The sequence below is a fragment of the Aquitalea sp. ASV15 genome (assembly GCF_016429115.1).
Taxonomy (GTDB): Bacteria; Pseudomonadota; Gammaproteobacteria; order Burkholderiales; family Chromobacteriaceae; genus Aquitalea; species Aquitalea magnusonii.
This window is the reverse complement of sequence record NZ_JAELTZ010000008.1, coordinates 98,058-119,056: the sequence shown is the minus strand read 5'-3', so window position 1 is coordinate 119,056 and position 20,999 is coordinate 98,058. Positions and strand designations below refer to the sequence as shown.

General features: G+C 54.7%; 14 protein-coding genes and 1 pseudogene. 8 read left to right on the top strand and 7 right to left on the bottom strand.

Features of this window, described 5'->3' with window-relative positions; translation table 11 throughout:
• The 7 genes from recD to JHD64_RS05545 all read left to right on the top strand — a co-directional run.
• A partial coding sequence (recD, locus tag JHD64_RS05575) for an exodeoxyribonuclease V subunit alpha (protein ID WP_199052542.1) occupies nt 1-987 on the top strand: 987 nt, incomplete at its 5' end.
• 125 nt (nt 988-1,112) lie between these two features.
• A complete protein-coding gene (locus JHD64_RS05570) occupies nt 1,113-1,994 on the top strand; it encodes an NUDIX hydrolase family protein (protein WP_059286208.1) in 882 nt (293 codons plus the stop codon).
• Between the two features lie 112 nt (nt 1,995-2,106).
• Nucleotides 2,107-2,298: a hypothetical protein gene (locus JHD64_RS05565; RefSeq protein WP_059286209.1), complete on the top strand. Its 192-nt coding sequence runs from the start codon at nt 2,107-2,109 to the stop codon at nt 2,296-2,298.
• 347 nt (nt 2,299-2,645) lie between these two features.
• The gene (locus tag JHD64_RS05560) at nt 2,646-6,284 is read left to right on the top strand and encodes a transporter substrate-binding domain-containing protein (RefSeq protein ID WP_199052541.1); all 3,639 of its coding nucleotides are present in this window, start codon (nt 2,646-2,648) and stop codon (nt 6,282-6,284) included.
• Between the two features lie 200 nt (nt 6,285-6,484).
• Complete coding sequence (bfr, locus tag JHD64_RS05555; RefSeq protein WP_110313136.1) at nt 6,485-6,955, top strand: bacterioferritin; 471 nt, start codon at nt 6,485-6,487, stop codon at nt 6,953-6,955.
• Between the two features lie 9 nt (nt 6,956-6,964).
• On the top strand, nt 6,965-7,438 hold the full coding sequence (gene bfr / locus JHD64_RS05550) for a bacterioferritin (RefSeq protein WP_199052540.1): 474 nt from the start codon (nt 6,965-6,967) through the stop codon (nt 7,436-7,438).
• A 447-nt stretch (nt 7,439-7,885) separates the two neighbouring features.
• A complete protein-coding gene (locus JHD64_RS05545; RefSeq protein WP_199052539.1) occupies nt 7,886-8,638 on the top strand; it encodes a DnaJ domain-containing protein in 753 nt (250 codons plus the stop codon).
• 591 nt (nt 8,639-9,229) lie between these two features.
• Here JHD64_RS05545 and JHD64_RS05540 read toward each other — a convergent pair.
• Nucleotides 9,230-9,829 carry an outer membrane protein gene (locus JHD64_RS05540; RefSeq protein WP_199052538.1) on the bottom strand — a complete coding sequence of 200 codons (600 nt, stop codon included), beginning with the start codon at nt 9,827-9,829 and terminating at the stop codon, nt 9,230-9,232.
• Between the two features lie 404 nt (nt 9,830-10,233).
• Here JHD64_RS05540 and JHD64_RS05535 point away from each other — a divergent pair.
• Nucleotides 10,234-11,315: pseudogene (locus JHD64_RS05535) on the top strand (IS3 family transposase); the annotation flags it as partial.
• A 41-nt stretch (nt 11,316-11,356) separates the two neighbouring features.
• On the opposite strand, the gene JHD64_RS05530 reads toward JHD64_RS05535, so the two are convergent.
• From JHD64_RS05530 to JHD64_RS05505, 6 genes are all read right to left on the bottom strand, one after another.
• Nucleotides 11,357-12,130 (bottom strand): M48 family metallopeptidase, encoded by a 774-nt coding sequence (locus tag JHD64_RS05530; protein ID WP_199052537.1) that lies wholly within the window; start codon nt 12,128-12,130, stop codon nt 11,357-11,359.
• A complete protein-coding gene (locus tag JHD64_RS05525) occupies nt 12,114-15,398 on the bottom strand; it encodes a type I restriction endonuclease subunit R (RefSeq protein WP_199052536.1) in 3,285 nt (1,094 codons plus the stop codon). Before JHD64_RS05525 ends, JHD64_RS05530 begins: the two co-directional genes overlap by 17 nt.
• Nucleotides 15,395-16,894 (bottom strand): VWA domain-containing protein, encoded by a 1,500-nt coding sequence (locus JHD64_RS05520; RefSeq protein WP_199052535.1) that lies wholly within the window; start codon nt 16,892-16,894, stop codon nt 15,395-15,397. Before JHD64_RS05520 ends, JHD64_RS05525 begins: the two co-directional genes overlap by 4 nt.
• Nucleotides 16,885-18,408: an AAA family ATPase gene (locus tag JHD64_RS05515; protein WP_199052534.1), complete on the bottom strand. Its 1,524-nt coding sequence runs from the start codon at nt 18,406-18,408 to the stop codon at nt 16,885-16,887. The genes JHD64_RS05520 and JHD64_RS05515 overlap by 10 nt, the downstream gene beginning before the upstream one ends.
• A 123-nt stretch (nt 18,409-18,531) precedes the next feature.
• Nucleotides 18,532-19,158: a virulence RhuM family protein gene (locus JHD64_RS05510; protein ID WP_233170349.1), complete on the bottom strand. Its 627-nt coding sequence runs from the start codon at nt 19,156-19,158 to the stop codon at nt 18,532-18,534.
• A gap of 51 nt (nt 19,159-19,209) precedes the next feature.
• A complete protein-coding gene (locus JHD64_RS05505; RefSeq protein ID WP_199052533.1) occupies nt 19,210-20,997 on the bottom strand; it encodes an anti-phage dCTP deaminase in 1,788 nt (595 codons plus the stop codon).
• Nucleotides 20,998-20,999 lie beyond the last annotated feature (2 nt).

The window sequence follows — 20,999 nt, the reverse complement described above, 5'->3', positions numbered from 1 at the left end:
GTGGACGAAGCCTCGATGATCGATCTGGCGCTGATGGCCCGTCTGCTGGAAGCCCTGCCGGCGCAGGCCCGGCTGATTCTGCTGGGCGACCGCGATCAGCTGGCATCGGTGGATGCCGGTGCGGTACTGGGCGATTTGTGCGGACAGGTGGCGTATCTGCCGGCGACCCGCGACTGGCTGACGGAGGCCGGTGCCGGCCCGCTGCCGGCAGATGAGGGCAGGGCGGGGGCGCTGGCCGACAGCGTGGTGTTGCTGACCCATAGCCATCGTTTCCGCGCAGATTCCGGCATCGGGGAGCTGGCACGGCTGGTCAACCTGGGCGATGCCAGCGCCGCCTTGCAGCTATTGCAGGCCGGCCAGCACGCCGACATCCGTCAGGCCGCGCAGCTGGACGATGCCGGGCTGTCGGCCCGCCGGCAGCCCTATCTGGACGCCATCCAGCGTCAGTTGCCGCTGGAGCAGGTGCAGGCGGCATTCGCGCAGTTCATGCTGCTGGCGGCCGAGCGCCGCCAGGTCGAGCAGGCCAACCAGCGCATGGAGGCCCTGCTGGAACAGCAGGGCTGCAAGCAGGCCGGGCGCGACTGGTATGCCGGCCGCCCGGTGATGATCACCGCCAATGATTACGGTGTCGGTTTGTTCAACGGCGATATCGGTTTCACCGTGGAGCGGCCGCAGGGACTGCGGGTGGCGTTTCCGGCGGCAGAAGGCAGCTGGCGCGAGTTTGCACCAGGGCGGCTGCCGCAGCACGAAACCGTGTTTGCCATGACCGTGCACAAAAGCCAGGGCTCGGAATTCGACGAAGTCTGGCTGCAATTGCCGGCCACACCGGGCCCGGTGCTCAACCGCGCACTGATCTACACCGCCATCACCCGTGCCCGGCAGCGCTTTGCCGTCGCCGGCAGCGACGAGGTGTGGCAGCAGGCGGTACGGCTGGCCCCGGCACGCTACTCCGGACTGGCCGATTTGCTGCGTCAGCCGCGCGTGTGAATTCTGCAACACTTCCACATGGAATATTTGTTTTTCGCCCGCAAGGCGCTGAAAAAATTGGGCAAAATCCTGCTTGCATCCTATGATGGCGCCTTCCCGCGATAGGCAATCTGTTCGGAGTCATCATGCAAGTGGATGGAGTTCTGGGGTATCTGGCCAAGATCACCCGTTTCGATCGCAGTGCATTCACCCCGCTCTTCATCGGCCCGCACCAGCTGGGCTGTGTCAATCAGGTTTGGCTGGAACGCCTGCTGCTGAGCGAGGCCGCGCTGTTTCGCCGTCAGCCGGCCGGATTGGTCTGCATGGTGGAGGGCGATTACGCCGCCATCAGCAGCCAGTTGCAGGCCGCAGCCCGGCGCTGGCACGAGGCCGGCTGGCTCAATGGCTGGCGCAATGAAAACTTCACCGCCTTTCTGGCCGATGGCACACCGCTGTTCGAACTGGAGCGCGCCGCCTTCCGTCCGCTGGGGCTGACCAGCCGCGCCGTGCATCTGAATGGCCTGACCCGCACCCCGGAAGGCGAGGTACGCATGTGGGTGGGACGGCGCAGCCCGGACAAGGCGGTCGATCCCAATCGCATGGACAATCTGATGGGAGGCGGCATTGCCGCCGGCGAATCCATCGAGCTGGCGCTGGAGCGCGAAGGCTGGGAAGAGGCCGGCATTCCCGCAGACCGGCTGGAGCTGCTGCCGCAGACCGGCCTGCTGCTGGCCGAGCGACCGGTGCAGCGCGGCCTGCATCGCGAATGGCTGCATGTCTACGATTTATGGCTGCAGCCCAGCGAGCTGCCCTGCAACCAGGATGGCGAAGTGGCCGAGCATGTCTGCCTGTCGCTGCGCGAAGTGGAAGAGCTGCTGCTGGCCGAACGCTTCATGATCGATGCCGCGCTGGTGGCGACAGACTGTATGCTGCGCCTGGGCTACTGGCAGCAGCATGGTCCCGCCATTGCCGCCGCCATGGCAGGCGTGTGCCACCCGCTGGACTTTGCCATTCATGCCGGCGTTTGAGTGAAACCGGGCGGCATTTCCGGATAATCTCTTTTTGAACCGTGGCAGTTTCTGGCATCATGCTGCAAAAACCTATAAATAATAGTGTTCAGCATCATGAGGAGAGAGGGAAATGTACCGCCTGCGCCTGATTTCGCGCGATTTCGGTGTCGATGACAGTGGTCCGTGGCACTCGACCCACGAGCAGGCGCGCAAGGCTGCCAGGCTGATGTATCTGCTTTACAAGGGCGAAGTCCGCGTAGAGATACATCGGGTCGTGGATTTGCGCAGCCGCAAAATGGAAAAAGTGGAAGAGCTGAAATAAAGCAGCCATCACCCGCTGGGGCACTCCTGTCCTTTCTGCCTTGCCATCCTGCTGTCCCTGCCTGCCCTGTCTGCAGTCATGTTCATGGGCAATCCGACTGCATCTGAAAAATATTTTCAAAATTCAACTGCCTGAAAGGGCGACTTTTCCTATTTGGGAATCTTCACTAATACTGTTAAGAGGATGCTTGCTGGGATAGTGCGGATTTCTCCGTATCTTCGCGAGAAGATCCCGCTGGTGACATGACATGTCCAATCCTGCTTGTCGCCTGTCTGCCACATCATGGCAGCACGTCCTGCAAGCAGCAGATTGAACGGTTCTCTTCAATCCTTGGTAGTGGAAAAGTCATGCGCTTATTTTGGCTGTTGTTGCTCTGGCTGTGCCTGCTGGCCGGTCCCATCGCTCGTGCGGCCATGCCGCCTGCCGGCGGGGCAGTAGCCTTGCAACTGCTGGCGCAAAACGTGTACAGCGGGCAGACCCTGGAGCTGCCGGTACGCGAGGCCGACTGGCTGCAGCACAAGAAACGCCTGCGGCTGGGTGTCGTCGATGACTCTCCCCCCCTTGACATCATCAGTGCCGGCGACAGCTTCCAGGGGCTGAACGCCGATGTATTCGGTTTTGTCGCAAGCAGGCTGGGCCTGCAGCCGGAGGTTTACCGCTACCCCACTCCACAACTGGCACTACAGGCAATGCAGCGGGGAGACATCGACCTGCTCAGCAGCAGCATCCCGCTCAAGCCGGCCACGCCAGGCGTGAGCCTGAGCCAGCCCTATCTGGAAGACCAGCCGGTTCTGGTGGGTTACGCCGATCCCAATCCGCACAAGCTGCGCATCGGCATGCAGCGCATGTATCCCTCGCCTGCCTTGCTGCGCGAGCGCTATCCGGAAGCCGACATCAGCGATTATCCCTCGGTGGCAGAGGGCTTGTCGGCGCTGGAGGCACACCAGATCGACCTGTTTTTTGGCGATGCCATCGTGATCAATTATGTGGCCAACCAGAACCTCGTCGACGACCTGAAAGTCATCCAGCGTTTTGGCCAGCGCAACAGCCGGGCCTTTGCCGTGCCGGCCGGCCAGCCGCTATTGCGGCAGGCGCTGAACAAGGCACTGGGCCTGCTGCGTGAACCGCAGCACCAGCAATTGATCCAGCGCTGGAGTGGTGGGGCACTGCTGCTGCTGCCCCATGTCCTGCCCATTGATTTCACTGCGGAAGAAAAGCAATGGCTCAAGCAACATCCGGTGCTGCGGGTGGCGGCTGGCCACAGTTTTGCCCCCATTTCCTTTTTCGATGACCAGGGCGTGTGGCGCGGTGCCAGCGCCGAACTGCTGGAGCTGATCGCGCAGCGTATCGGGGTCAGGCTGGAAGTGCGCAAGGCGCATTCATTGGAAAACATTCTCGAAATCATGCGCCGTGGCGAGGCCGACCTGACCACGCTGCCCACCCGCAATGTCGGTAGCGCCGACGACCTGCTGTTCTCCGAGCCGCTGACCCCGCTTTCCTACAATCTGGTGGTGCGGATCAATACCGATCCGCCGCAGACCGTGGCAGACCTGCACAACAAGGTGGTGGCGGTGAATCGTGGGCTGGTCAAGGCCATGCAATGGGAAAAGACCTTTCCCGGCGCCATTTTCAAAGAGGTCAACAATCCGGTTTCCGCCTTTGACATGGTGGAGAACGGCAAGGCTGACATGGCACTGGTTGCCACCATGAACAGCCGCTACTACCTGCCACTGCTGTTCAACGGCAAATTGCGCGAGGCAAACATCACCGGCTTGCCCGGCAATGTGCTGTCGCTGGCGGTGCCGAGCGATCATCGCATCCTGCTGTCCATTCTCAACAAGGCGCTGTTCAGCATCGGCCCGGAGAGCCTGGACAATCTTTTCAATGAACGCTGGCGTACCAATGTGGGGGCCAGCAACCAGAGCTGGTATGACTACAGCCTGGGCCTGATCTATCTGGTGATCGCCGTGGCCAGCCTGCTGCTGCTGGTGTCGCTGGCCTGGAACAGCCGCCTGCGCAAGCAGATCGCCAAGCGCCAGACCGCAGAAAAGGCCTTGAGCGACCAGCTCAACTTCATGACCACGCTGATCGATGTCACGCCTTATCCGGTCTACGTGCTGGACCGCAAAGGCCAGCTGCTCAGTTGCAACGAGCATTATCTGCAGGCGCTGACCCTGACCCGCGAAGAGGCCATGAGCCATCGCGACAATATCGGCGGCATCATCGACATCGACGACAAGTCCCGCTCCACCCTGGCGCAGGATTACCAGCTGGCCATCGAATACGGCGTGCCCATCCAGCGCGACCGTGAAGTCATGCTCAACCGCCAGCACATTTCCGCCTTTCACTGGATACAGCCCTTCCGCGATACCGAGGGCGTGATCCGTGGCGTCATCTGTGGCTGGATAGACATCAGCGAACGGCGCCGGCTGATCGAGGAACTGCAGGCCGCCAAGGAACAGGCCGACAAGGCCAGCCAGGCCAAAACCACCTTCCTCGCCACCATGAGCCATGAAATCCGCACCCCGATGAGCGCGGTCATCGGCATGCTGGAACTGGCCCTGCGCCAGGCCGACCATGGCGTGGTGGATCAGCCCTCGCTGCAAGTGGCCTACGACTCGGCACAAGGTCTGCTGGGCCTGATCGGCGATATTCTCGACATCGTGCGCATCGAATCCGGCCATCTCAGCCTGAACCCGGAGCCCTGTAATCTGCTGGAACAGACCCGCTCCGTCATGCGCATTTTCGACGGGCTGGCCAGGCAAAAGCAGCTGGGGCTGTTTCTGGATGTCGATCCGGCCACACCGGCCCCCTGGCAGGTCATGCTCGATCCGCTGCGTTTCAAGCAGATCCTGTCCAATCTGCTCAGCAATGCCATCAAGTTCACCCAGCAGGGCAGCGTCACCGTGCGCGTGCGCCAGAGCGTGCTGCCCGACCAGCAGTTGCTGGTACAGATACGGGTCACCGATACCGGCATCGGCATCTCGGCCGAAGACCAGCAGCGCCTGTTCCTGCCGTTCGGGCAGGCGGTTGCCTCGCAGCGCAATGTCCAGAGCGGTACCGGGCTGGGGCTGGTCATCAGCCGTACCCTGTGCGAAATGATGCAAGGCTCGCTCACCCTCAGCAGCCGCCCGCACGATGGCACCCGGCTGGATATCGAATTGCGGCTGCCCCTGTCCGGACAAGCCTATGTCGAAGTGGAGGCCGCGCCGTCGGCCAGCCTGCAGGCCGGGCAGTCGGACAAGCTCAGGCTGCGCATTCTGGTGGTGGACGACAATGTGGCAAACCGCCTGCTGCTGTCGCAGCAACTGCGCTATCTCGGCCATCAGACCGATGTGGCCGCCAACGGCCGCGAAGGCCTGGTCATGTGGCAGCAGGGGCGATTCGACGTGGTGTTTACCGACTGCAACATGCCGGAAATGAATGGCTACCAGCTGTCCCAGGCCATTCGCCAGCAAGAGGAGCAGGAACAGCTGGCCCCCGTCCTGCTGCTGGGCTTCACCGCCAATGCACTGCCGGACGAACGCGAGCGCTGCCGCGCCGCCGGCATGGATGACTGCCTGTTCAAACCCATCAGCCTGGCCGGCCTGCGCAGCTGTCTGCAGCAGCACATGCACGGCCGCATCAGTGAAGCCGATCAGGGACAGGACCCCGGCTACAGCCTGGACGAACTCTCCTTCATGGAGGCCGAACAATTGCAGCAATTGCTGGGGCATCTGCAACAGGGTCTGCAAGACGACATGGAATCGCTACGCGCCCTGGTCTTGCTGGGCAATGCCGCCGGTGTCGGACGCATTGCCCACCAGATCAAGGGGGCCGCCCGCATCATCAATGCCAGCCAGCTCATCGTCTGCTGCCAGGCCCTGGAGGAATATTGCCGCCAGCATGAGGAGATCAGCGAGCAGCAAGCCGAGGTGCAGGCACTGTATGCTGCCGTCCCCGATCTGCTGGCCGTGCTCAGCCAGGAAAGGGCGCAGCTGAGCTGAGCCACCAGCCCCCGCCGCCTGCCTCAGCCACACCGCTCGTCGCCTCCACGACACTTGCTGGTAGTATGGATAAATCTTGTCATTTAAACTGCAGGCAAGTCCCGTTTCCCCCGCTGCCGGCATCCCTGCTCATGGCTGGATACCGGCATTGCCATGGCCCGTGCGGCCTGCCCGTTCAACTGCTGGAAGGACCTTTCCCCATGCAAGGCAAACAAAACATCATCGATCTGCTCAACACACTGCTGGCGGGAGAACTCACCGCCGTCGACCAATACCTGCTGCACGGCGAAATGTATGCCGACATGGGCCTGCACAAGCTGGCAGAAAAAGCCCTGCACGAATCAGCCCATGAGCGCGAACACGCCCAGGCCATCATCCAGCGCATCCTGTTTCTGGAAGGCAAGCCCGACCTGAGCAAGCGCGAAGCACTGCAAATCGGCAGCACCGTGCCGGAGATGCTCAAGTCCGATCTGGCCGTGGAATACAAGGTCACGCGCGAGCTGAAAAAGGCGATTGCCCTGTGCGAGCAGGAAGCAGACTATGTCAGCCGTGAAATGCTGGTGCTGCAGCTGGACGACACGGAAATGGACCACGCCTACTTCCTGGAAAAGCAGCTGCGCCTGATCGAGCTGACCGGCCTGGCCAACTACCTGCAAAGCCAGATGGCATAAGGATACATCATGAAAGCCGACAAATCCGTTATCAAATTGCTCAACCTGCTGCTGCGCAACGAACTGACCGCCATCAACCAGTATTTCCTGCATGCCCGCATGTTCCGCAACTGGGGACTGCAACGCCTCAACGACTACCAGTACAAGCAATCCATCCGGGTGATGAAGGAAGCCGACGCCCTGATCGAGCGCATCCTGTTTCTGGAAGGTCTGCCCAATCTGCAAGATCTGGGCAAGCTGCACATTGGCGAAACGGTGGAAGAATGCCTGCGCAGTGACCTGCGCTATGAAACCGAAGTACAACGCCCGCAACTGCTGGCCGGCATTGCCCATTGCGAGCAGAAGCAGGATTTTGTCAGCCGCGAACTGCTGCAGGACCTGCTGGAACACTGCGAAGAAACCATAGACTGGCTGGAAACCCAGCTCAGCCTGATTCAGGATGTCAGCCTGGCCAACTACCTGCAAAGCCAGATCGGCAGCTAAGCCCCCGGCGACGGGTACCAGCCCGCCAGGCCCGCCCAGGCACCCGGCATTCTGCGGGTGCTTTTCTTTTGTCCGCGCTTCCCCTGGCTGGCGGCAACGCGGCCAAGCGGTCAATGCCGCATCCACCTCGCTACATCGTCCATGCGGACGTCCCGGCTGCGTTCTCCCTCATGGCACAGTACAACGCAAGCGGATGACAGTATGTCTTTCCGTGGCAAGACCACGCCAGACAAGCAGGCCTTCCCCGTCCGGCATGAGACGGCATAGCGGCCCATTTGCAATTGTCATGCAGGCAGTTCAAAATCCGAGAGGACGGGGCGCTCAAGGTGTTGCAGGCTGGCCGCCACTGCTGTGCGGCGGCTGGGCAAGTGGCTGATCCGCCTAGCCGCTTGCGATGCAGTTACAGCCAGGCAAACAGATGATATGCTTTTGAGATATTTCATTTGCATGAAAGATGCTTTCATGGAGCCAAAGCGCGATCTGTACCAGATACTTCATGTCAGCAAAGATGCTGACGTGGCCATGATTACTGCCGCTTACAAAATCAGGCAGGAACAACTGGAAAGCAAGCCGGATATCGAGTCTGTCAATGAGCTAAAGCTGGTCAACTGGGCTTATGTGACGCTGCGCGATTCTGTCACCCGGGCGCAGTACGACATGAAAATCCAGAGCACCGCCACACAAGCCAGCCCGGCCATTAGTTATTATCGGGACGCGTCTGAGCTTGCGCATACAGGAGATGGCAAGGGTAAATACACCCTGTTACTGCTGCTTGTCTTTGGCTTGGCTGCGGCCTACCTTTATTCAAATCACAGCAATACGGCAAAGCATTTGGTCAATGAAGGCGCTGCCGTCAACGGCCTGGTCAACAACCAGAGCAAGGAAATTGACATTGCCAAGCAGGCCGAAGAAGAACAGGCGCGGGCCAATGCCGCTCGCGAGCAGGCGCTAAGACAAAATCAGGACACCCAGAAGCTGGCGGCACAACAGCGAGAGTTTGAAGCACAGAGCCGCCGCGATGCCATGGTGGAAATCATCCGCCAGAATCAGCAGGCACAGCAGGAGCAAATGAAAAAGGCGCAGGACAGGATGATACAGTTCCAGGAGCAGCAGCAAGCCAATCGGAGCATTGCCTACTTTGCTTGTTATAACGCCGCACGCAACGCAGCACAGGAGGCGGCTTGCGCCAGAATCAGATAAGTACCATCGTTGCCAAAGGACCAGGCCGTGATATGCATCCGCGATGACAGGCAGCCCGCATTGAGCGCTTGATACAACAGGGACTGCCGCTGGCTGGACGGGTAAGGCGAGTGGAAATTCTGAAGCCGATGAAAAATTTTCGCCGGAGGCAGGAAAATTTTTGCGGAGCTGGGGTGGGTTCAGCTGCACCAACAGCGGCACAATCGGTGTTGGCAAGGTGAGACCTAGATTTGTATGCGGCATCTAAGTCATTGATATTGTTGGCGCACCCGACAGGGATCGAACCTGTGACCTTCAGCTTCGGAAGTAGGTACACAGATCGACATCCTTGTGGTTGTAAATTGTTGATACTTAAGCAGGATTTTAGTGGCAGCGTAGGTGCACGTCTAGGTACACAAACAGGTACACAGCGTGGAAACAGGTCAAAAAATTCTGGCAAAAATTTGTGAGAGATCACCTGGAGGTCTCGCTGGCTGTTTATACCCCCGGTAGCCTTACCTTTGTGGTGAATGCCACCGATAGACCAAGCAGTGGATTGTTCGAAATAAAAAAGCCCACATAGAAGTGGGCCTTGTCAGTTAATTGGCTTAATTAGAACTTGTAGCCAATACCAACTGAGGTCATGAATGTAGACGGCTTAACCCCGTCTTTGGAGCTGTAATTGGTTTGTTGAACTTCAACTACACCATATAGATTAGTAGCAAATTTATATTTAGCACCTGCACCGAACGTTACGCCGTTAAACGTAGTTGAAGTGCTACCACGTACAGCAGTTCCATTCACCGTGGCGTTTACATCCAGTTCACCGGTAGTTTGTGTATAGCCCAGTTTGGCGTAAACCAATGTGTTGTCATTAACATTGAAACCCGGCTCTACAGCGATGCCCCATGTATTTGTACCCTTGGCATTGACAGTACCACTAACGGAACCATCAGTCCCACTGATACTGCCAGCCTTTTGATCGCCCAGAATCACATAGGCAGTGCCAGCCAGATTGTATTCACCAAATGCTTTGGAGTAGCCCAGGCTGATTTCGCCAACTGTACTGTTGTCGGAAGGAGAAATTCCATCAAAATCAGTTTTGGAGTGTGCATAGCCAAGTTTTGCTTCTGCAAACAGGCCATCGAAACCACCTGCGGATGAGGTAGATGCTGCACCCAACAAAGCTGCAAAGAGAACAATTTTTTTCATGTTATGACATTCATCACGATTTTATCGGAGCGGCGATGCTAGATTGCATAGCATAAAACGTCAATTGAGTATTTTTACTTATTTGCAAATGATATTTGCATATGCAGTTGATTTCATTGTTCATATTTTGTACTCGCAATGCCTCGAATTTAAGCACGATGCATCGATCTGTCTTTTGGTGTTGAAAAGTGATCGCTAAGCTGCAGCAGAACATCTCTGTGTCAGCGGTGGCAAAGGAATACGGGATCAGCCGTGCATCGGTGATTGGTATCAGGGATGGCCAAGCGTAATGAATGGGCAAAGTGAATCGCTGGGACAACTTGAGGACATTCTGTCCGGTCGGTCTGAGGGCTGGTCTGCCACGTTGAACAAGATATCACTCTGTTCGATACGCCAGTCCATACCCTGTGGCCGAAGTCGCCAGCCGCCTCGGCGTCTCTGCCCACAGCCTGTATCAATGGCTGAAACGCTACGACCCCAAGCGCGCCCAACCGACCGAGTCTGCAGACCAGCAAGCCGAAATCCGACGTCTCAAGGCAGAGCTCAAACGGGTCACCGAGGAGCGCGACATCCTAAAAAAGGCCGCCGCATACTTTGCCAAGGCGTCCGGGTAAGGTATGCCTTCATCCGGACCCATGCGCAGCAGTTCCCTATTCGACGTCTGTGTCGTGTTATGTCGGTGCACCCCAGTGGCTACTACGCCGGGAAAGCGTCACCGTACTCACCGCGAGCGCGAGAAGACCAGCGCTTGCTGGGGCAAATCAAGCAGGCCTGGCTCGAAAGTGGCGGTGTCTATGGCTATCGCAAGGTGCATGACGACTTGCAGGCTCAGGGAGAGCGCTGTGGCAAACATCGTGTGGCTCGGCTGATGAAGCAGGAGGGCTTACGTTCGCAGACGGGTTACCACCGGCGTCCTGGGCATTACAGTGGCCGCCCGGCAGTGGTGGCACCTAATCACCTGCAACGCCAGTTCACCGTGAATGAGCCAAATAAGGCCTGGGTAACCGACATTACTTATATCCGCACGCATGAGGGATGGCTGTACCTGGCGGTGGTGCTGGACCTGTTCTCACGGCAAGTCATTGGCTGGTCGATGCAGTCACGTATCGATAGAGAGCTGGTGCTGAATGCCCTGTTGATGGCGGTATGGCGACGTCAGCCCAAGCAGGAGGTACTGGTGCATTCCGACCAAGGAAGTCAGTTCAGTAGCTACGATTGGCAGGACTTCTTGAAAGCTCATCGCTTGGTGCCCAGCATGAGTCGGCGCGGGAACTGCCACGACAATGCCGTGGCGGAGAGTTTCTTCCAGTTGCTGAAGCGTGAGCGTATCAAGCGCAAAACCTATCACGACAGGGAAGAGGCCCGGCGGGACATCTTCGATTACAGCGAGATGTTCTACAACCCGAAACGCCGGCATGGTTCCGCAAACGGGCTATCGCCGGTAGAGTTTGAGAAGCAATATTTCCAACGGCTCAAGAGTGTGTAGAGAAGCCGGCGCGATTCAGATGTTTTTCTGAGGCTATGTATCTAATGAATTATAAAATTAGCCATGGAATCCAGCCGTTCCTTTACCTTTTCCCAGCCAGGCATCACTTGCCCCATCAGTCTGTAGAAACGCTCACTGTGGTTGTGTTCGGCCAGGTGGCATAGCTCGTGCAGGATGACGTAATCAATACAGTCTCTGGGCGCTTTGACCAAGTGAGGATTGAGCGTTAATCGTCCAGCAGGGGAGCAACTACCCCATTGGGTTTGCATGGTCAGGACTCGCAGTGGTGGCTTTTCGTTTACCCATAGGGCTTGTTCCAGCATGGCTTCCAGTCTGCGGGCAAAAACTTCTTTGGCACGGGCCTTGTACCAATCAACGAGCAAGGCGCTGATCTTTTCTGCCGACTTCTCACGTGCCGTGACTTCGATCTTACCGCGCAGTAGTTTTACTGCTGGCTTGTCTGCGGGGTTTTCGATGACCTTCAGGACGTACTGTTTGCCTAGGTAAAAGTGGCTTTCACCGCTGATGTACTGTCGTGGACGTACATGCTCCAGGCGCAAGCGAAACTCGCGCAGTTGCTGATAAATCCAACGTGAACGCTGTTTGGCGGCCGCAATCACTTGCTCATCGCTGGCCGTCTCAGGCGCACTGATTTGCACACGGCAATCCGGTAGCACCTTGATCAGGATCTTGCTGCTGCGCTCTGCGCGCGGTAGCCGCTCAAAACGAATCTGCTTGTCTGCATAGTTGAATGACAGATTCGTTTTGCTTGGCTTTGGCTTTATTGTGACGCTCACCTCAAACCCCAGCAGCATTGAGGCCAACCCGGGTAATCTGTACCACCCATTCCACCATCGCCTTGGCCTGATCCATACCTGCGCCAATGGCTTTGCACTCTTTGAACAAGAGTGGCAGCAATTGCTTGCGGATGTTGGCATCGATGTTTTGCGGGTTGATCGAATGCTCGCCAACCACTGTCTCAACCAGTTGGTCGATGTCAAAAGCCAGCTTCACCCATTTGCCCATCACCTGCGCATCGCTGATGGCAAATACCTCGGGCAGGGTCTTCTTGAAGATGCCGAAATAGGCTTGTGCATGACGGTTGCCATTGAATGCATCCGGTAGCTCATCCAGCTGGCGACTTTGCACTTTTTCTTCAAACTCGTGAAACAGCAAATATTGCTTGAGCGGATGATCGAACAGCTTTTCCGCCTCGGCAATGGCATCGCGCAACAGCTTGGAGAAGGCCTCCTGTGCATACGGATCATCTCGCAGCTCTTGCTCGATCATCTTCGCCACCCGGGTCTTGATGATGTCGGTTTCGTTGCGGGTTTTTTCTTCCGACCAGTCTTCCGGTTTGGGTTTACTGCCCATCTTGCCGACTTCATAGGTGCCGCCCGGTTCACGTACGTCAACACCGACCACGTGCTTATCCAGCAATTTTTTTACCTGGGCGGCGTAGTCGTCGTAGTTGATGGTTTCGCCTGAATCTTGCTTTACCAATTGGCGCAGGCTGGAGAACTGTTTCACCGTTTCTTTGTAATGCTGGCGGTCGGCATCGCTAAAACTGGTGTCCTCAAAGAAGGTTGCAGATTGCAGTGCCACTTTCAGGCAGCCGGAGAACTCGCTCAGCGCTTCGTAAAAGTCATCTCGCACCTTCTGGTTTACATCAACCAGCTCGCCGTTGCGTTCTTCGGTTTTCGGGATCAGTACCTGGCGCAGTTGCTCGATGTCGTTCTTGTTTTTAACGCCATCAAAAATCGCCCACAATTGCTTATACAAGCGCGGCAGGCGTTTGTATTCGGTGCTCATCGGGTTGTACAAACCGGCGATATCGTTGATGTCGTAGCCGCCCTGAGTGCGCGAGGCCAAGTCCTGATACTTGGCGATAGTGGTATCCAGCTCGGCCAAAATGCCGCGATAGTCGATCAGCAAGCCGAATTTTTTCAGCGGATGCAGCCGGTTCACGCGGGCAATGGCCTGAATCAGGTTGTGCTCTTTCAGTGGTTTGTCGATATACAGCACGGTGTTTTTCGGCTCGTCAAAGCCGGTCAGAAGCTTATCTACCACGATCAGCAGCTTCAGCGATTCATCTTTATCAAAACGCTCGATCACCTGCTTGGTGTAGGCCTGCTCGTCTTGCGAGCCGACATTGTCTTTCCACCACTGCGTCACTTCCGGGATCGAGGCCTCATCCACTTCCGAATTGCCCTCGCAGCTATCCGGTGCGCTGATCACCACGGCAGATTCAAATAGACCAACCTCATCCAGGTATTTCTTGTACTTGATGGCCGATGCTTTGCTATCACAAGCCAGCTGGCCTTTCAGGCCTGCCGTGATGTTCTTGTCAAAATGCTCGGCAATATCACGCGCAATCAGCTGGATGCGATCGTCTGCACGATACAACTCACCGCGTTTGGCATACTTACGCTTCAGGTCAGCCTTCTGCTCATCGGTCAGGCTGGTGGTAATGCGTGTGAAGCCGGCATCAATCGCTCTGTCGTTGATATCCAGATCGGGGATGCGCTCTTCGTACAGCAGAGGGGTAACCGCCTCGTCCTCCGCCGCTCGCTGCATGGTGTAGGCATGCACAATCGGGCCGAATTTGCTGGTGGTTTTGTCATCCTTCAGCAGTGGCGTGCCGGTAAAGGCGACAAAGGCGGCATTGGGCATGGCCTGTTTCATGCGGATATTGCTCTCGCCCCCCTGGCTGCGGTGGCCTTCATCAATCAGCACGATGATGTCAGGGCTGGTATTCACACATTCCGGCAGCTTGGTTGCGGTATTGAATTTATGAATCAGCGAGAAAATGATGCGTTCGTTGCCGGTACTAATCTGTTCAGCCAGGCGCTTGCCGGAGGTCGCCAGCGCGGCTTCTTTGTCTTTCTTGCTAGACAATTCGCCACCAGAGGCAAAGGTTTTGGAAAGCTGGCTTTCCAGATCAACGCGGTCGGTCACCACCACAATACGACATTGCTTCAGCGTATCGTGCAAGATCAAAGCCTTGCTTAAAAACACCATCGTAAAAGACTTGCCCGAACCCGTGGTATGCCAGATCACGCCGCCTTCGCGGCCACCATCGGCGCGGCGGGTATTGATACGGGCAATCAACCGCTTGATGCCAAATACTTGCTGATAGCGGGCCACGATCTTGCCGACCTTTTTATCGTAGAGCGTGAAGTAACGCACCATCTCCAGCAGACGGGCGGGCTTAAGCAGGCTGATCAGCAATTTATCTTGCCCGGTTACCGCCAGCTCGCCACCGGCTAGCAGCGATTGAAACCAAGCCAAATCCTTGGCGGGGCGATGGCTGAACAGGGTATCAGTCTGAAGCTGGCTTATTGTTTTGTTCTTGATCGCATACATCTTGGCATCCGAGATATCCTCCTCGCGCCATGCTGCAAAGAACTTCGCAGGCGTACCGCAAGTGCCATAGCGACCATCGCTGCCATTAATAGACAGAATCAGCTGGGCATAGGCAAACAGGCGCGGGATTTCATCGTGACGCTGATTCCGCAGCGATTGCGAAATGCCCTCAGCAATGGTCGGGCCTTTTTTGGCATTGCCATCAGGTCGCTTGGCCTCGATGATTACCAACGGAATACCATTCACAAAACACACAATATCGGGGCGGCGGCTCTCAATGCCGCCAGTGCGCGTGATGCTGTATTCCTCGGTAAACAAGAAGCTGTTGTTCTCAGGGGTTTCCCAGTCAATCAGCGCAATGGTCGGATTGGCCTTTTTGCCATCCACAAACTCGGTCACCGAAATGCCGTATAGCATGTGGTTGTAGAGCTTTTCATTGGCCTGAGCCAGGCCCTCGTTGAGCGCCGGGCTACATACTTCGGCAATCAGCTTATCAACAGCTTTTTCCGACAAAGCCTGTTCGCGCCCCTCGAAGCGAAAGCGGCGTGTTTGCAATATTCGTCGCAGTTCATCGTGCAATACCACTTCATCGTACTTATTACCACGCTTGGCCAAAGCGTGATCCGGCGGCAGGAATGTCCAGCCAAGGTTGGTCAGCAGCTTCAGCGCGGGAATTTTTGCGCTGTATTCTTCTTGAAACTTGGGGAGCGCATTCATAGATACTCGGCGTCCTGTTGGCCATTCATTTTGTTATGAAAACTGATCAGCTCATGAATCTGGCTGGTGCGGGGGTTGAAGATCCATTCCTGATCAAACAAGCTCTTTAGTCTTTCTGACATATAGGCTGACCCCACCACTAGCGAATAGAATCTATTGCCATGGTTGCGTTGCAGATCAATATTTTCTCGAAGCGAACCTGGCAAGCCAGCCATTATGAAATCCGAAACCATCAGCAAATCCGCATGGCGGTAGTCATCCTGCTGCATAACGTCCAGCGCATGCGCCAAAGCCGGAGCCAGGTCTGTTCCACCCTGGAAGGACATGCGCAGGAAGTCGATCAAACTTTCCATTTCAAGGCCGGCACCCAAGTCCAATGACTCAATATCGGTAGAAAAGTTGATCAAATAGCATGGACGCTTTTGCTCCCTTGCCTTGCTTGCCATATACAAGGTTACCGCCTTGGCTATGGTTTCTGGCATGCCATGCATTGACCCACTGGTATCAATGCAAATAATCATCGGCCCCAGTTTTTCCTGCTCGCACACCTGACGGTCTTCATCGGTTTGATAATGCTCATGCACGTTCTGCATACCCTGCATGTCAAAGCACATCAACCGTGACTCGACGTATTTCAGATCAAACAACAAAGCCGTTTCTGGATCGGCAAGCAATGCCAGCTCGCCAGGCAATGCATGCTCGATATCCCGCCCCAGCCGGATGCCGACAATCTCTTCGCGCGAGTTGATGTCTGGCAAGGGAATGCTGCGACTCAGGCTGACCTTTACGCGTTCAGTTCTTTCCGAAAGCTCAAGCTGTCTCAGCTTGCCCAGCAGCTCGCAAATCGCTCGTACACCCTTGTCCTCTGCCAAATATTTCAGCCAGCGCTGGAGTGCCTGGATATCCTGGGCGGATAGCTGCCCTTTGGAAAGGTCCAACAACAAACCGGGATCGAGCCCCAGGGCTTCAAGTTGCTGATCAAGCTGCTGTAGCAGATCCAGCGTTTGGCGCAATTTTTCCAGCAGTGCTTTGCGCATGCGGCCCAGTATTTCCAGCTCCCAACGTGCTTTGGCCTTGTCCAGTTCTTTCTGCCATTCTTTCAGCAATATTTTCCCGGCAATAGAGCAGTCTCTGTCCGTTGATTCTGTATCGGTGCCAGGTAAATCTGGCGGAAGAAGCTGGCTATCCCAGAATTTTTTGTTCACGGGGATGCCGTGTGTTTCACAGAAACCCTGATAGTTTTCTAGTGCCGTAAGCAAATTATTACGCTGGATGCCCTGCGCCGTAATGGTTGCTTTCCAGTCACCAAGCTGCTGTGCGGCAGTCGTCAACGGGTTCTGCTCGTCCAATACTGTTGCGGTATCTGCCTGCCACTGCCCGAGCTGATCATCAATATGCCGGGCTACGGTAGCCGAGCGAGCAATCTGCTGTTGGTATTGAGCAAAAATCTCCTCCTTCGCCGTTTTGGCCTGCAGCATGATCTGGATTAATGACATAAGCCTTCCAGTCGTTCGCAATCTGTAATGCGCAACTTAAGGTTATCTATCTGTTCAGTTATCCCTTGAATGGCAATTTCAGTTTTTTCTGGTGGCGTGAAGAGGCTGCTAAGATTTTTTTCAATACTATTACGTTTTATCTGGACAATTTCCAATTTTTTTATCAGTTCCTTACGTATTTCTGAAACTGATTTAGCTAGCGATTTTATCAACCTAGCATTGATGTTCTTCTTGTCACCTTTGTGGAAAAGTATATTTGGCTTGAATTCAAACGAACCATAACGACCATGATAGTCAGTAACTTTGCATGATCCCTGACCATCAAACTCACAACGATAGCGAGTTATTTCATTACCTGACTCGTCTACCGGGATAATTTCCTCTTCTGTCTTGAATGCATCTTGAGGTATGAAAATATTTCTACCATCCCGACTTAGAATATTGAAAAACGCCTCGCCATTGATCATTTCCGTTTCATACACATCTTCTGAGTGATAAAGCTCTTGCATGATCTCCTGATCCAGTCTGTCTTTTTCTCTATCAATCTCAGCCAGGCTAATTCCACTAGCAAAACCCGTTTCTTTTACCGCATTCGCAACAATCTCCATCACAGCGCCACGATTGTCTTCCTGCGTCCACAGACAATGCTGTAGCAACAAGGCATCACTATGGTTGGTTTCCATCCTGCCATTGAAGAACGCAGCAGCCTTTAGCAATACGGCTGCGCGTTGCCAGCGGCGGTCGGATACGTAAACTTTCAGCTCTTCATAACGCTGTACCAGTTCCTCCCTGATCAGGTGAATAATGGTCAGCGTTTCCGGAGAAAGTGCAACATCATGAATGCGCGTGCGCCACGCTTGCCATTCTTCCGGCTTCACCAGCAGATGCGCCGGAATATTGATTGCAGCTTCAGTGGGCTTGCTGTCCAGTAACTGTTCGAAATTTGGTACCTGGTTGATGGGGCCAACCATCAGCCGGAGGATGAAGCGGTCAAACAGCGCCTCCAGCCCCTGCTGGGTGTCCGGTGTTTCATTGGAGGCTGCAATCAAGGCCTTGAGTGGTGCTTTCTCCACCACTTCTCCATTGCGGAAAACATGCTCATTGATCAGCGTCAGCAGCGTATTGAGGATGGCCGGGCTGGATTTCCATATTTCATCCAGAAAGGCAAATTCAGCCTTGGGCAGGTAGCAATCCGTTTTGCGGGTATACCTGTCTTCTTTCAGTGCCTTGATGGACACCGGACCAAATACTTCTTCCGGTGTACTGAAGCGATTCATCAAGTATTCAAAATACACCGGCTTGTCAAAAGCGCAGGCAATCCGCCGGGAAATCAGGCTCTTGGCGGTACCCGGTGGGCCATACAGAAAAGTGTTCTGTCCACAAAGCGCTCCAAGCATGGCCACGGCGATGATCTCTTCACGCTCGTACATACCGGTACTTACTGCGGCTATCAGCTCGCGAATACGCTGCTGCAAACCGGACAAGATTGGTTCCGCTTGCTGTTGTTCTACCATGTGGAGATGCTTTGCGTTCATTATTTATCCTTGTGACTGGGAAGCGATTGCCATTGCAATAGGGCGGCGATGTCCTGTTCGCCCGCGTGTTCCTTCAAGACGCGTTGTTGCCGTGCAAACTGCTCATACTTGGGCTGCTGCCTTTTCATCAGCTATCTGCTTGCTGATCTTGCCTGCGCCGTGCAGCACAGCGCGGTCATTGAGCGAAGGCTGATAGTCGGCCGCCAGTGCAAAAATCTCGCGCACCCGCAGACACATGCGCCGCTCACTGGCGCGAATGTCGCGGATGCGCTCCAGCATCTCGCCAAAGTAATCAGGTACCACGGATGGGCCAACGAGTGGGTTTTTCAGTTGCTCGTCGTCCATCACAAAGCCCTTGATCAGGTACGCCTGTAGCGTCTGTGTTGCCCACTGGCGAAACTGTGTGCCACGGGTTGAGCGCACGCGGTAGCCCACCGCCAGCACCTGGGGCAAACTGAAGTACTGCACCTGATAGTTCTTACCGTCTGCGGCAGTTGTTCGGTAAAACCGAACAACTGAATCTTCGCTCAGCTCACCTTCTGCAAATACATTCTTGATATGCCCGCTGATGGTAGCCTTGGCCTTGCTGTATAGATCACAAATCATCGCCTGCGACAGCCATAGCGTTTCGTTCTCGAAGCGACACTCAATACGTACCTTGCCGTCTGAGCTGGTAAACATTACGAATTCACTAGCTGGCGAAGAGGGTAAGTTGCTGTTGTCAATCATATTCAGTAGATCCTTTTCTCATGCAGGAGCCACTCAAAGCAACGAAGCAGATTAAAAAGGAGGTGACATCTTTGAATGCTCATTCCAAATCGCTACCGCTGCAGTTTCAATATCCAAATACGATTTTGGAATCAGCGGAGTTCGGATTGGCGCAGTTGCTTTGTCCCAGTCAACGGTTGAGCCATCTTTATTTTTCCGGCGCAACTTAGACCCAGAACCAAGGCTCATCGAGAATAAATCAAGGAAGCGTCTTGGTCCCACACCAACGAATGGCTCGAATTTCACCAGTCTGTTATCTGCCGTGGTGGTATTGAGTTCGGATTTAAGCTCAATTGCTTCAGAGTGAAATTCAAGGGCTCGGCTTTTCGGATATGGTTCAACGTACACAACGCGCGTAATCCCGCTCGCAATGATATGTTTGGCGCAGTTATGGCAGGGAAACGTGGTGCAATATAAAGTGCTATCTACTGTTGGAATCCCTGCTCGGCTGCAGGAGAGCAAGGCATCCATCTCGGCGTGAACAATACGACCAAATTCAGTCAGATCAGAAATTTTGCTTTCTTTTAATGCTGCAGCCAAATCAATTTCTTTGTCTGCTGATACAAGGCCCTTATCCAATAGTGCAGTTGCAATTTCACGGATGATCTCAGCTTGAGTCTGCTTGTTGGAATCCATGTCCCGCATGTAATCTTTGCCATCTGGACGATCATTAACCTCGCCAGTTTCAGGGTTCATCTCGGCCCAATACAAACCGCTACCAGATTGAGGAACATCATTGGCTCCGGTGGCAATAATTTGGCGTTCACGGCTAATTACAGCACCCACCTGGCGCGATAAATCGCCTGATCGAACCGAGCTATTAAATGCCATAAACATGGCGAACTCATCAAACGTTGGGTTTTTATATGGGTGAGAAAAAATCAGCTCAAGAAAACGCTGTAGCCCATTTTTAATTTGATCGTCATTCTTGCCGAAATTCAAGAAAAAATCAGCAAGATGATAAGTGTCTCGCGTTTTTTGGCCATGATCAAAGCTTTCATCTTCGTCGATTTTAATCAACTCATTAGCTTGTTCTTGAGTACAGCTTTTATCTTCAGTTAAGTACTTATGGCGTCGTTTAACATCAGCATGAATGCCGATCAAATAAAAGCCATCACCATATACCTTTCTCAGAAACTCGACTTCACGCGGATGTTTAAGAGAATTAACGATGTATGCTTTTTTTGTTGGTGCTCCGCCACGTTTCTGTGAGATTTGCTGAGCTACGCCTGCCGCAAGAATCGCATTATTCTTACTCGACTGACGTAATTTATCACCTTCGCACATATAATGCTTGATTCGGTCATACTCACGCGCTGCGCTAGCGGGGACTGGCAGAATAGATGAAACACGAATGTCTTCAACGGTGTAGCCAAACCCTTTTAGTCGATCAGTTAATGGGCCTATAACGCGTGTTGACTCAGTTCCAACCGCACTAACGATACCAATAACTAACTCACCTTCGTTGACACCAGTAGTTAGAAAGCGTTGCTCCAACGTTTCAACTGTAGTCTTGGTCACGGTCAAGGTTGCTGATGCGCTTACAGGGGCAACCGCAGTAGCAATAAGGCTATCTGTGTTTTCATCTGGATACAGCAGTTTTGGCACCTCGGCTTCCAGTTGGGCTTTGCCATCACCTTTCCCTTGAAACTGAATTGTTCCGGTTGATTCAAACCAATTCATCACCCCGCCATTTAAGCGAAGGACTTTTTTTCCGGGTTGTGAATCATCCCAAGTGCCCGCAAGTGAGCTCAGTTCCTGCTTTAATTCTTCATAAGTACCAGTGAATTTCAGACTCATCT